Annotated in this window: 9 protein-coding genes and 1 pseudogene; 4 read left to right on the forward strand and 6 right to left on the reverse strand. The window is 38.4% G+C overall.

All coding sequences use genetic code 11. The features are described from left to right. From BM141_RS23245 to BM141_RS21060, 3 genes and pseudogenes are all read left to right on the forward strand, one after another. Positions 1 to 357 (forward strand): annotated as a pseudogene (locus BM141_RS23245) (hypothetical protein); the annotation flags it as partial. Positions 358 to 754: 397 nt separating this feature from the next. Continuing rightward, complete coding sequence (locus BM141_RS21055) at positions 755 to 2,815, forward strand: transglutaminase family protein (RefSeq protein WP_091549427.1); 2,061 nt, start codon at positions 755 to 757, stop codon at positions 2,813 to 2,815. A 64-nt stretch (positions 2,816 to 2,879) separates the two neighbouring features. After that, on the forward strand, positions 2,880 to 4,808 hold the full coding sequence (locus BM141_RS21060; protein ID WP_091549428.1) for a DUF3857 domain-containing protein: 1,929 nt from the start codon (positions 2,880 to 2,882) through the stop codon (positions 4,806 to 4,808). Positions 4,809 to 4,902: 94 nt separating this feature from the next. On the opposite strand, the gene obgE is transcribed toward BM141_RS21060, so the two are convergent. Next, positions 4,903 to 5,892, reverse strand: coding sequence for a GTPase ObgE (obgE, locus tag BM141_RS21065; RefSeq protein ID WP_091549429.1), 990 nt, complete (start codon positions 5,890 to 5,892; stop codon positions 4,903 to 4,905). 361 nt (positions 5,893 to 6,253) lie between these two features. On the opposite strand from obgE, the gene leuS reads away from it, so the two are divergent. Next, on the forward strand, positions 6,254 to 9,037 hold the full coding sequence (gene leuS, locus BM141_RS21070) for a leucine--tRNA ligase (RefSeq protein WP_091549430.1): 2,784 nt from the start codon (positions 6,254 to 6,256) through the stop codon (positions 9,035 to 9,037). A 56-nt stretch (positions 9,038 to 9,093) separates the two neighbouring features. On the opposite strand, the gene BM141_RS21075 is transcribed toward leuS, so the two are convergent. The 5 genes from BM141_RS21075 to BM141_RS23250 form a co-directional block, all read right to left on the reverse strand. Beyond that, positions 9,094 to 9,423, reverse strand: a complete 330-nt coding sequence (locus BM141_RS21075; RefSeq protein ID WP_091549431.1) for a hypothetical protein — start codon at positions 9,421 to 9,423, stop codon at positions 9,094 to 9,096. A 23-nt stretch (positions 9,424 to 9,446) separates the two neighbouring features. Beyond that, a complete protein-coding gene (locus BM141_RS21080; RefSeq protein WP_091549432.1) occupies positions 9,447 to 10,034 on the reverse strand; it encodes a hypothetical protein in 588 nt (195 codons plus the stop codon). A gap of 3 nt (positions 10,035 to 10,037) precedes the next feature. Beyond that, entirely contained in the window at positions 10,038 to 10,757 is a 720-nt protein-coding gene (locus BM141_RS21085; RefSeq protein WP_091549433.1) for a hypothetical protein, read from the reverse strand. Then, positions 10,750 to 11,373, reverse strand: a complete 624-nt coding sequence (locus tag BM141_RS21090; protein ID WP_091549434.1) for a DUF6915 family protein — start codon at positions 11,371 to 11,373, stop codon at positions 10,750 to 10,752. Before BM141_RS21090 ends, BM141_RS21085 begins: the two co-directional genes overlap by 8 nt. 144 nt (positions 11,374 to 11,517) lie before the next feature. Further along, the coding region (locus tag BM141_RS23250; protein WP_177217492.1) for a hypothetical protein at positions 11,518 to 12,249 on the reverse strand (732 nt) is incomplete at its 5' end.

Raw genomic sequence — 12,249 nt, forward strand, 5'->3', positions numbered from 1 at the left:
ATCGCGCCTGGGCATGGTAGTCCAACTTTCCGAAAACAACTTCAAATATTACGCAACTTCCTCTATGGTTTTGATTTAGCAAAATTAAGACCTGATAATCAAAGTATCATAGCTGCATACGGAGCGGATACCTACTGCCTTTCTGACAAAGCTACCCAGTGGGCTATTTATAGCGAAAGCTATCAAGCAATGAGCCTGCTTATCTCGCTACCCAAAGGGAAATACAAAGTTAGCTGGATAGATGTGATTACAGGGAAAGAAATAAGCAATCAAGTAGTGGATTCTAAAAAACAAGCTATTGAAATAAGCCCTAACAAAAAGGCAGAAGAACTTGCAATAAAAATTATAAAAATTTAAGCACGTAAGCAGTAGGGCAAAATAAAAGTATAGCCCTCTTTTAGTTTAGACGAAAAATTGATTGCAAAGAGTATAGCTTTATCTTTAAGCGAAGTTATACTCTTTGCAATTACTTAATGTAAATTTTAATGAACAATAGAGGGTAAGTTGCAAAAAATAAGATGAAAAAAAGCCCAAATTTTTTTTTTAATTTTTAAAAAATTTTAAATATTTTTGTCCACAAACTACGTATATATTACACAAAAGATTTTCTTACCAGTTTTGCTTTCATTTCCGAGATAATGAAGTATCTCTCTCTTTCTCAGGAAATCAATTTATTAAAATGTTCTTTTTTTACTAAATATTTTCTCGCTCTAATTTAAGGGCGGCTTTTTTACTATTTAACCATTTTAAACTAATGAAAACCAAGTTTTTAATATCTTTCCTATGCTTAGGAATACTACTTTGCTTTGCTAACAGTACAAGTTTCGCTCAGTCCGCTCCCAAGTTCGGAAAAGTCGAGGACGAGGAGGTAAAGATGACCTCCTATCCCAAAGACCCCGAAGCAAGTGCAGTTATTCTCACGGACTATGGTCGCACTTATTTCAAGTACAGCCAAACTTCTGATTTTCAAATCGTATTCGTCCATTATAAGAAAGTAAAAATCTTGAAAAAAGATGCCTATAAATTGGCTGATATAGAGATTCCACTTTATTATGCAAGTGCAGATAACAGAGAAAAAGTTGCTGACCTCAAAGGTTTTACCTACAACTACCAAGACGGAAAAGTAGAAAAAACAAAATTAGAAAAAGATGCCATTTTTGACAGCAAAGAAAGTAACAACTGGCAATACAAAAAATTTGTTATGCCCAACGTCAAAGAAGGTTCTGTGATTGAATATCAATACGAGGTTATTTCTGATTTCTTATTCAATCTGCCTGTATGGAAGTTCCAAGATTTTTATCCTACAGAATACAGCGAATATGTTACTGAAATCCCTGAGTACTTTAACTATGTATCTAATAGCCAAAGCTATATGCCTTTCACTGAGCATACAAAAGAAGAGAAAAATGGAAGCATTACTTTGGCTCTCAAAGATAGAGGTGAAGGGGTTGTAACACGTACCAATACAGAATACCACAAACTGGATTATCGTGTGAATACTAATCGCTGGGTGATGAAAGATGTGCCAGCCTTTAAAAACGAAAAATTCATTACTTCTATTCGCGACTGTATCAATTTGATAGAGTTTCAGTTAGCTTCTTATCAATATCCTCAAGCCCCCCTGCGTCCTGTGATGGATAGTTGGGAAAAGTTGGTGGAAAATCTACTTAAAAGGGAAGAATATGGCGGTTATATAGAAAAACGTTCTCCAATCAAAGACTTGGTAGCCAAGTTAATAGAGGGAAAAACTGCCGCCAAAGACAAGATGACTGCTATTTATGAGTATGTAAAAAATAACATCAAATACAATGACGACGACGGTATATACACCGAAATCAAAATGAAAGATGTCTTGGAAAAAAAGACAGGAGGCAGTGCGGAAATTAATTTACTGTTGGTTGCTATGCTCAAAGAGGCAGGTTTGGAAGCCTATCCTATTTTGCTCAGTACCCGTAATCATGGCAAAATCAATGTGAATTATCCTATTTTGTCTAAATTCAATTATAATATTGCTTATGTAGCTTTTGATGAAGAAGAACACCTTTTAGATGCCACTGACCCCATGCGTCCTGTGGACATGCTCCCTGCTTATGCCCTGAGCGAAACAGGTTTATTGATAATGAAAGGAGGGCAATTTGGCTGGGCTAATCTGCTCAATCGCTACAAATCTACAGAACTGATTTACACCAAATTGGACTTATTGCCTGATGGCACGCTAAAAGGAGAAATCAACCAAACACTGACGGGCTATGCCGCATTAGATGCAAGGAAAAAATTAGGCAAGCAAGAGAAAAAGGAAAAAACCTCTGAAAACGAAGGAGAAGAAAAAGAGGAGAAAGAAGACATCAAAGAAAACAAGGTAGTATTTACTTATGAAAACCTAAGCGAGTATGACAAACCCCTCAAAGGCAAGGCTACTTACCAAGGCGATGAGTTTGCCGAAACTGGCGGGGATAGGATTTACCTCAACCCTATGCTCTCGTACAAATGGAAGGAAAACCCGTTTAAGTTAGAAGAACGTAATTTTCCTGTGGACTTTGCTTTTCCTTTTGAGTACAGCTATTTTATGAACTTTACTATTCCAGAGGGATACGTAGTAGAAGAAATGCCCAAATCTACGCGAAATATATTTGGAGATAAAACAGTAAAGTTTGATTATTTGATAAGCAATCAGACTGCCAATCTGATACAAGTAAATTGCAAACTCACCGTCAGTCGCGCGCTTTTCCAAGCAGAAGAATACAAGGATTTGAAAAACTTTTTTGCAGGTATAGTTGCCAAGCAAAATGAACAGATTGTATTGAAAAAGAAGTAAAAATAAATTACTAATGACTAATTGATAATTAGTCATTAGTAATTCATTTAAACCTTAAACTCTGATGAAAAAACTATTTTTATTATTCACATTCTCCTTTTTAGTTTTACAACTCCAAGCAGGCGACCCACCCAAATACGAAGTAAACAAGATTCCCGCGGAACTCATCAAGGGAGCAAAAGCCGTAGTCCGCACAGATAAAGTAATCGTTGATGTGCATGACATTGGGCGGGCTACCCAAAAAGTGATATATGCTATTACTATCTTTAATGAAGAAGCAGATAGCTATACTAAGAAACAAATAGGCTACGATAAGCTCACCAAAATCAACTACATAGAGGGCAAGGTGTATGACCAATTTGGCAAAGTGGTAGCAAAACTCAAAAAATCAGACATTCAAGATGTAGCGACTTTTGATGGCTTTACCTTTGTTTCAGATGATAGAGTAAAGGTAGCCACCTTAGCCAAAGGCACTTATCCCTATACGGTAGAGTTTGAATACGAATTGGACGACAGAAATTTGTTGCATTATACCACTTGGTACACTCAGCCTGACCCCAAAATTTCGGTAGAAAGTGCTACACTCGAGGTCTGTTTGCCCAAAGACTTTCCTGAATTGCGCTATTACGGACAAAATTTGACTGCCCAAGTAGAAATAAGCGAGCGAGCAGGTAAAAAAGTCTATCAGTGGAATTGGGCAAACGTAGCTGTGAAACCCAAAAGAGAACCTTATGCCCCAATGAGTAGCGATAAAATGGAGATTTTACAGGTTGCTCCTTCTATTTTCGAGGTGGAGGGCTACAAAGGTGAAATGAACACTTGGGAAGATTTAGGAAAGTGGAGTAACCTACTAAACCAAGGCAGAGAAGAACTCCTCCCAGCTACTCAAGCCAAAATCCAAGAAATGACAGCCTCTATTCCCAATAAATTAGACAAAATCAAGACCTTGTACGAATATATGCAGTCCAAAACTCGTTACGTAGGTGTGCAGTTAGGAATAGGGGGTTGGCAACCTTTTCCTGCTTCAGAAGTCGATAACAAGGGCTACGGGGATTGCAAAGCCCTCTCTAACTACATGAAAGCCTTGCTTAAAACAGCAGGCATAGAGTCTTATTATACACTCATTAGAGCAGGTTCAGAAGGAGAAAAATACAGATTTAACCCAAACTTTCCTTCAAGGCAGTTTAACCACGTAATTCTTTGCGTACCTTTGGAAAAAGACACGCTCTGGTTGGAGTGTACCAGCCAATCCCAAGCTGCGGGTTACATGGGAGATTTTACTGATGACCGCTATGCCTTGCTGGTAACTCCAGAGGGTGGAAAATTGGTGCGTACCCCTACTTACCAGAAAAAAGACAATTTCTCAGAAAGAAAAGCCATAGTCAAACTTGACTTAGAGGGAAATGCCACCGCAGAAATCCATACGCAATACAGTGGGCTAAAGCAAGATGAAAATGGCATAGACTATTACACGACTCTTTCCAAAGACCGACAAAAAGCATGGCTTTATGAGAAAACAAAAATCGCCAATTTTGAAATTACAGGCTTTGACCTAAGTCGCCAAAAAAGTAGGATACCCACAGTTTCTGAAAATTTGAAAGTGAAAATTAATGCTTTGGCTTCAAAAAGTGGAAAGCGTTTGTTCTTACAGCCCAATCTCCTTTCTAAATGGGAAAAAATCCCCCAAGAGATAGAAAATCGCCAAGAGGAAGTACAAGTAAGTTCTTATGATTTTTATGACAAAGAAACCATAGAGTTTGAACTTCCCGAAGGCTATTATTTAGAACACAAGCCCGAAGATGTAAACATACAATCTGCTTTTGGAGAATACCAAGCAAGCATCAATTTTGAAGGGAACAGAATTATTTATACTCGCCAAGTGAGCCTAAACAAAAATGTTTTTCCCAAAGAAAAATACAAAGAATGGCTTGAGTTTTACAAAGGAGTAGCCAAGGCAGATAAAATGAAAATAGTGTTAGTGAGTAAGACATAGTGTTGAATTTTACTGCTCTTGTAGCACCGATTTTCTAAATTGGTTGCGAGCAGAAGCATCAAACTTTTCAGAAGTTTGATGCCTGCTTTTACAATCATTTCAAACTATTCCAAATCAGGTCTTTTAATTCACTGATACCCCGATGAGTCAAAGAAGAAATAAAAACAGCGGGTATGTTCGACGGTAGTTCTTTTTCCATTTCCTGTTGTAGTTCGCTATCCAGCAAATCGGACTTTGTGATTGCTAATAATCGCTTTTTGTCTAAGAGTTCTGGATTGTACTTCCTCAATTCATTTAGCAAGATTTCGTAATCAGCCCTGATGTCTTTACTGTCGGCAGGAATCATAAAAAGCAAGACGGAATTTCGCTCTATATGCCTTAGAAACCTTACGCCTAAGCCCTTGCCTTCTGCGGCTCCCTCAATGATACCTGGTATGTCAGCCATGACAAAGGACTGATTGTCGTAATAACTGACTACCCCTAAGTTAGGCACGATAGTAGTAAAAGGATAATCAGCAATCTCAGGTTTAGCTGCAGACACCACAGAAAGCAAGGTCGACTTGCCTGCATTGGGAAAACCTACTAAACCAACATCTGCTAAGAGTTTCAGTTCTATTATAATCCATTTTTCTTGTCCTTCTTCTCCTGGTTGTGCATATTGCGGGGCTTGGTTTGTGGGTGTTTTGAAGTGCGTGTTGCCTAAGCCTCCTCGCCCACCTGTAAGCAAGATAATTTCCTGCCCGTCTTCTGTAATTTCTGCCATTTTTTCTCCTGTTTCTGCATCTTTGGCAATAGTACCAATAGGAACTTCTATGTAAACATCTTTGCCTTGCCTTCCTGTGCAGTTTGCCCCTTGCCCATTTTCTCCTTTTTCCGCAAAAATATGTTTGGTATATTTAAGGTGCAATAGAGTCCATAGCTGAGCATTACCTTTCAAAATCACATGCCCACCTCTACCACCATCACCGCCATCAGGACCTCCTTTAGGAATATATTTTTCTCTACGGAAATGTCTTGAGCCTGCGCCTCCTGCTCCTGAACGACAGTTGATTTTTACATAATCTATAAAATTGGGATTTGCCATAATGCTTTATCTTGAATCTACTAATTTTTTTGCAAAGATAGGGAATTAGAAGCATGCTTTGTAGCTATTGGCTAATTTTCAGACAATACTCATTAAAACTTTTTTCAAATTATTTCATTTTGTATCTTTGCAAACTTTTATAATTATAAATTATTAATTATGGATTATCAACAAAAAGTAATACTTAAAAACTGTTTGAATTAACCCCGTAGGGGTGAGATATGCCCCTCCTAAGGAGTTATTTTAGCCTAATGATTTTAGAACTTCTACCAATATACCATTCCTAACGGAATTAAATATTAATTCAAACCACTTTTAAAAAATTAATAATTCATAATTTATCATTCATCACTCAAAAAAAATGGAGTACAATCATAAAGATATAGAAGCCAAGTGGCAAAAATACTGGGAGGAAAATCAAATTTATAAGGTAGAAAATGATACCTCAAAACCTAAGTTTTACGCCTTAGATATGTTTCCTTATCCCTCTGGGGCAGGTTTGCACGTAGGGCATCCGCTTGGTTATATTGCTTCCGATATTGTGGCTCGCTACAAAAAACTCAAAGGTTTCAACGTTTTGCACCCTATGGGCTTTGATGCTTTTGGCTTACCTGCCGAGCAGTATGCAATAGAAACAGGGCAACACCCCGCTATCACAACTGCCAAAAATATAGATACTTATAAAAAACAACTTCGCAAAATTGGCTTTAACTACGATTGGAGCAGGGAAGTCCAAACCTGCGACCCCGCTTATTATAAGTGGACGCAGTGGATTTTTGCCCAATTGTTCAATGCTTGGTATGACTATTCTGACCCTGCTAATGAAGGTTTAGGAAAAGCCAAACATATTGACTTACTCATACAAACCTTTGAAAAAGAAGGAAATGCCAATATCAACGCGGCTTGTGATGAAGATACTCCTGTCTTTTCTGCTCAGGAATGGCAAAATTTTTCTGAAAAAGAAAAGTCCGATATTTTACTAAAATATCGGCTGACTTACTTGTCCGAAGCAATCGTAAACTGGTGCCCTGCCTTAGGAACAGTTTTGGCAAATGACGAAGTAAAAGATGGCTTTTCGGAACGTGGCGGCTACCCCGTAGAGCGCAAAAAGATGAAGCAGTGGATGATGCGTATTACTGCTTATGCAGAACGCTTATTGGCAGGTTTGGAAAAAATAGATTGGTCGGAATCGCTAAAGGAGTCGCAAAGAAATTGGATAGGAAAAAGCTATGGGGCAGAGTTAGATTTTAAAGTTGAAGGAAAAGACATTACTTTAACCGTCTTCACCACCCGCATTGACACCACCTTTGGCGTTACCTTTGTGAGTATAGCCCCTGAGCATGAATTGATACCTATTTTGACTTCTCCTGAGCATAAAGCGGCAGTGGAAGAGTATGTGAGCAAGGCAAAAAATCGCTCAGAAAGAGAAAGAATGGCAGATGTAAAAACTGTATCGGGTGTATTTACAGGGAGTTATGTAATTAATCCTTTCTCAGGGGAAAAAGTAGAACTTTGGGTAGCTGACTATGTATTAGCAGGCTACGGAACAGGCGTAGTGATGGCTGTTCCAAGTTCTGACGACAGAGATTTTCGCTTTGCCAAACATTTTAACTTGCCGATTATCTACGTGATAGAGGGAACAGAAACGATGGAAAACCCTACAGAAAAGAAAAAGGGCAAAATGATAAATTCAGGTTTTTTGAACGGTTTGGAAAGTGATGAGGCTATCCAAGTTGCTATCAAATTTGCAGAAGAAAAAGGAATAGGCAAGGGCAAGATTAATTACAGAATACGCGATGCAGTGTTTAGTCGTCAGCGTTATTGGGGTGAGCCTGTACCTGTTTACTTTAAAGACGGAATCCCTTACTTGTTGGATAGCAGTGAGTTGCCTTTGGTTTTGCCTGAAATAGACGAGTACAAACCTACGGAAACGGGTGAGCCTCCACTTGGCAGAGCAAAAGATTGGAAGTATCAAAATCAGTATAGTTACGAACTCTCCACCATGCCGGGTTGGGCAGGTTCTTCTTGGTATTTCTTGCGCTACATGGATGCACAAAACGAAAAGGAGTTTGTGAGCAAAGAAGCGGTAAACTATTGGGGAGCGGTAGATTTGTACATCGGTGGAACGGAACACGCTGTTGGACATTTGCTATATAGTCGTTTTTGGAATTTGGCTCTGTACGATTTGGGCTTTATTGGGCATGACGAACCTTTCCAAAAGCTAATCAATCAAGGCATGATTCAAGGCGAAAGTGCACTTGCCTACCGCATCAATGGAACTAACAAGTTTGTTTCCAAAGGTTTGAAAGACCAATATGAGGTAGCGGAACTGCACGTGGACGTGAATATTGTAGAAAATGATGTGCTTGATATAGAGGCATTTAAAAAATGGCGACCTGACTTAGCAGAGGCAGAATTTATCTTGGAAGATGGCAAATATATCTGCGGAAGTGCGGTAGAGAAAATGTCCAAACGCCTTTACAATGTAGTTAATCCTGATGATATTGTGGAAAAATACGGAGCAGACACCTTGCGACTTTATGAAATGTTTTTAGGACCATTGGAGCAGTCTAAACCTTGGAGTACCAAGGGGATAGATGGCACTTATAAATTTTTACGCAAGTTGTGGAAATTGTTTTTTGATGAAAAAGGCAATTTTAATATCTCAGATGCTGAACCTACGAAGGAAGAGTTGAAAATCTTGCACAAAACGATTAAAAAGGTAGCAGAAGATATTGAACGCTATTCTTTTAATACTTCTGTTCCTGCCTTTATGATTTGTGTGAATGAGCTAACCGATTTGAAATGCAATAAGGCAAAAGTATTAGAACCTTTGTTGATTATTCTATCTCCCTACGCTCCACATATTACAGAGGAATTATGGGCAAAAATGGGGCATGTAACCAGCATTACAAGAGCCACTTTCCCCGAATTTAACGAGGAATATTTGAAAGAAAGTGCCTTTGAGTACCCAATTTCTGTCAATGGAAAAGTTCGCACCAAGATAGAGTTCCCTGTGGACAAGCCCGCCAAAGAGATAGAAACAGAGGTGCTTGCCTCCGAAGCTATCAAAAAGTGGACAGATGGTAAACCTATCAAAAAAGTAATCGTAGTGCAGAACAAGATTGTGAATGTGGTGGTGTAAAATTAAATCCTATAAGGTTCATAGCATCTTATAGGATTTAAAAATCAATAACCCAGCTAATCCCTAATCCACTGAATCATGTCATCAAAGGGATTGTATTCTACTTGGCTTGTTTTCAGATATATACCTCTTTCTAATACTATTCTGTCGTGTTCTTCATGTGTAAGCACTGCTTTATCCAATACTTTGAAGGTGATTTCCTTTTTAGCTTCATTTTCAGCGACTACCTCTACCTCGCCAGCCAAGCGATGAGCATGTCCCGTTACCTCTCCATGTTCTAATATTAGCTCTTTTGTAAAGACCCCGCCTTTTTGATTGATTGGTTCGTCATCTTGTACTTTGAACAAGACCACATCACCATGTCGGTAAACTTTCTCTATTTTCATAGTTTTGTATTTTAAGTTTTATACTAAGTTTCACTATACATTAAGTTCAAATATTGCTGTTTGGTCAAAGGTTGATTCCCAAAACGCATTGTCCACGCAATCGCTTCTATGGCATCTTTCTGCATACCTATATATTGTGGCACGTATAAATAATACTGACGGTTAGTAGAGGTGCAGTTGCACTTGACGAAATAGACCTCAAAATCGGACTGCCATGCCCAACGCGACTGTATCCCCAAAGTTTCAGCTTCAATTCTGTACAATTCGTAAGTATCTTCAAATTCGTGCTTATACGGTTTTAAGTTCTCGTCCCAGCGAATATGTGATTTCTTTACCGTTTGTTTATCTACTAAAACCGCCCTTAGGCTTTCAACAATCTCCTCAATAGAAAAATTTTTAAGGGCAACTGCTCTCTGTTCGGAATTAGGCAAAGAAATCGCCTCTTTTACCGTTAAGGGAACAATCTGCTCATAAATAGCACTTACCCGATTCCTATTTGCCTCCTGACTAAAAAACGACAAGACTTCTGCTAAGGTTCGTTGTTGCTTCTTGTAAATTTTTAGAACCGAGTCAATATCCTCAAATTCAATTCCTTGTGTAAAAAAACCCATATTTTAACTGATTAAAACCGCTATTTCATCTTCGTGTATTCTTTGCCACTGATAGTATTTATCTATTTTTAAAAACCCTTTGCCAAGTTCATCTTTTTCATTGTAAGAAATCACTACTTCGCAGAGTATTTTATCGTCAAAATAACCACCCAATTCTGCTTCATAGCGTTTACCTATCTGCTCAAACTGCGCTTTGTAATAGGCGTGCATCTCCTCGGTAACGGCTATATTATCTCCCTCTAAAATACGGACTTGGATAGAGAAATTATCCTGATTTTCAGTATCTCTATCAGCCCAAAGGTCATAGATACTCTCCTCACTTTCCCCATATCTCAAAGAAAAAACGATGTTTGCTTTGTGCTGATAATCAAGCAAGCCAAATTTATCTTCTAAATTAAACTCTAAAATGTCTTCCTCATACTCGTTGGTAAACTCTTTGGCGGAGTAGTGAATTTCTACTTCTCCGTTGTTATAAGTAATGATTCCCTTGCCTTTATTGTAATACTCTCCAGCATTCGGCAAGTCCAAAGTATCAATGATGCAATCCCTGAGAATGTCTATATACTTTTCATACTGCTTGATTTCCTCTTGTTTTTGCCCTTTATTATCGGTAATACTGAACCAGCAGGGGGTGTCGTCCCCGCCTGCGTCCCATTCTGCTATGATGATTTTATTTTGCTCTTGTATAGATTTAACGAACTTTTTAACTTTTTCTTTACTCATTGGAAAATGTAAGATTGTTTCGGTACATTGTTCTTTCCTGCCTTTCTAACCATTTTAATTCTTCTTTTTGCGGAGAATATTGCCACTTTTCTTTGAGTTGGAGGGTAGGCAACAAATTTTTTACTTGTATATTTCCTTTAAGTAAACTTGCCCAGAGCATTGCTTTTTCAGTTCCTAAAAAAACTCTGACCAAATGCACCCCAAAATCACTACAAGTAATCAGTAAGCTCGCTTTTAAGCCACTTCTCAGATAAGGCATATATACAAATTCCTGCAAAGTTTCCTCTTGGATTTCTGGTACTTGCATATCTTTCAAGAGATGTTCACTGTCCTTGAACCAATCAAACAAAGTAGGAATTTTGCCGTCTAAATCTTCCCTACAATGCTCTACGGCAACATCTCTTACCAATACAGTTTTACCTTCTGCATTGACCATAAAATTGCCTAATAATCGAATAGCTAACTCCACTCCAAACAAATGATGCAGTAAAGCACGATGTTTGAAGTGATAAAAAAATAGCTTTGAGGAATCCATAAAAGTATGAACTTCCTCATAGTCTTGTGGTTGCCCTCCAAATTTGCGTTGGGAAAGTAAGCAGTGTTGCCAAATATTCATCTGCTAAGGTTTTGATTTTAACAGATAAATTTACAAAAGTTAATTGAGGAAATAAAAATATTTTTGAGGAAAATAAAGCAGGGATAGTACTAAGGGAAAATACTCAGACCTCCCTGAAAAGTGAGTAGGTCTGAGTAGGACATTTTAAGCATTAGGCACTACCTTCTCATAAGCTACCAACATAATCTCTACTGCTTTTCTGATAGCTTCTTTGTTAGAAAACTCCTTAGAGGCATCTCTCTCCAACAGTTTAGTTTTGGGGACATTGGGCAAAAGACATGTTTCCATTTTGCCTACTGCCTTTTCTATGACTGTACTATTATTTTTGCTGTAAACCACTTCTAAGTAATCTTTGGGAGAGAATCTCCACTCCATACCGTCCCCCGTGGCATAATGCAGGTGAACTACTATGTCCTCTTTGCTTGCTCCTTCGGTTACAAAAACATAGGAAGTATAAACTACGCTTATCATTTCATTTTCATCCAACCTTTTCACCACAAGGTCGTATCTATTGCCTTTGGAGTCCTTGACTACCTCATAATAATAAGTATAGGTAGGTTTTTTGACTTCTCCTCTGAAAGCATTAGGATTTTCGGAAACGTAATGGAAGTATTTTTCCATACCCTCTGGAAGCAACCACCTTTCTCTTTGTAGAATATCTCGCAACTCTTCTAACTGCTCGGCAGTGGGAGCATCACCATACACATCGGTTATTACTTTGGTTCTCAGCGAAGTACAAGCATCCTCAAAGCGGATATGAGTCAAGCCCATGTGTTCCAACTTATCGTAGTAAGCAGCACCCTCTGCTATGCTGGAGAACTTGTGAGTAGCGATGTACTTTTGGATTTCATCATTGGGGTCAATGGTGGATTTGCC

The organism is Thermoflexibacter ruber (assembly GCF_900113045.1).
In the GTDB taxonomy this organism is placed as follows: Bacteria; Bacteroidota; Bacteroidia; order Cytophagales; family Thermoflexibacteraceae; genus Thermoflexibacter; species Thermoflexibacter ruber.

What these genes read in the sequence shown, in the direction of transcription:
- BM141_RS21055 (WP_091549427.1), top strand. Translation starts at nt 755, where the DNA reads ATGAAAACCAAGTTTTTAATATCTTTCCTATGCTTAGGAATACTACTT.
- BM141_RS21060 (WP_091549428.1), top strand. Translation starts at nt 2,880, where the DNA reads ATGAAAAAACTATTTTTATTATTCACATTCTCCTTTTTAGTTTTACAA.
- obgE (WP_091549429.1), bottom strand. Translation starts at nt 5,892, where the DNA reads ATGGCAAATCCCAATTTTATAGATTATGTAAAAATCAACTGTCGTTCA.
- leuS (WP_091549430.1), top strand. Translation starts at nt 6,254, where the DNA reads ATGGAGTACAATCATAAAGATATAGAAGCCAAGTGGCAAAAATACTGG.
- BM141_RS21075 (WP_091549431.1), bottom strand. Translation starts at nt 9,423, where the DNA reads ATGAAAATAGAGAAAGTTTACCGACATGGTGATGTGGTCTTGTTCAAA.
- BM141_RS21080 (WP_091549432.1), bottom strand. Translation starts at nt 10,034, where the DNA reads ATGGGTTTTTTTACACAAGGAATTGAATTTGAGGATATTGACTCGGTT.
- BM141_RS21085 (WP_091549433.1), bottom strand. Translation starts at nt 10,757, where the DNA reads ATGAGTAAAGAAAAAGTTAAAAAGTTCGTTAAATCTATACAAGAGCAA.
- BM141_RS21090 (WP_091549434.1), bottom strand. Translation starts at nt 11,373, where the DNA reads ATGAATATTTGGCAACACTGCTTACTTTCCCAACGCAAATTTGGAGGG.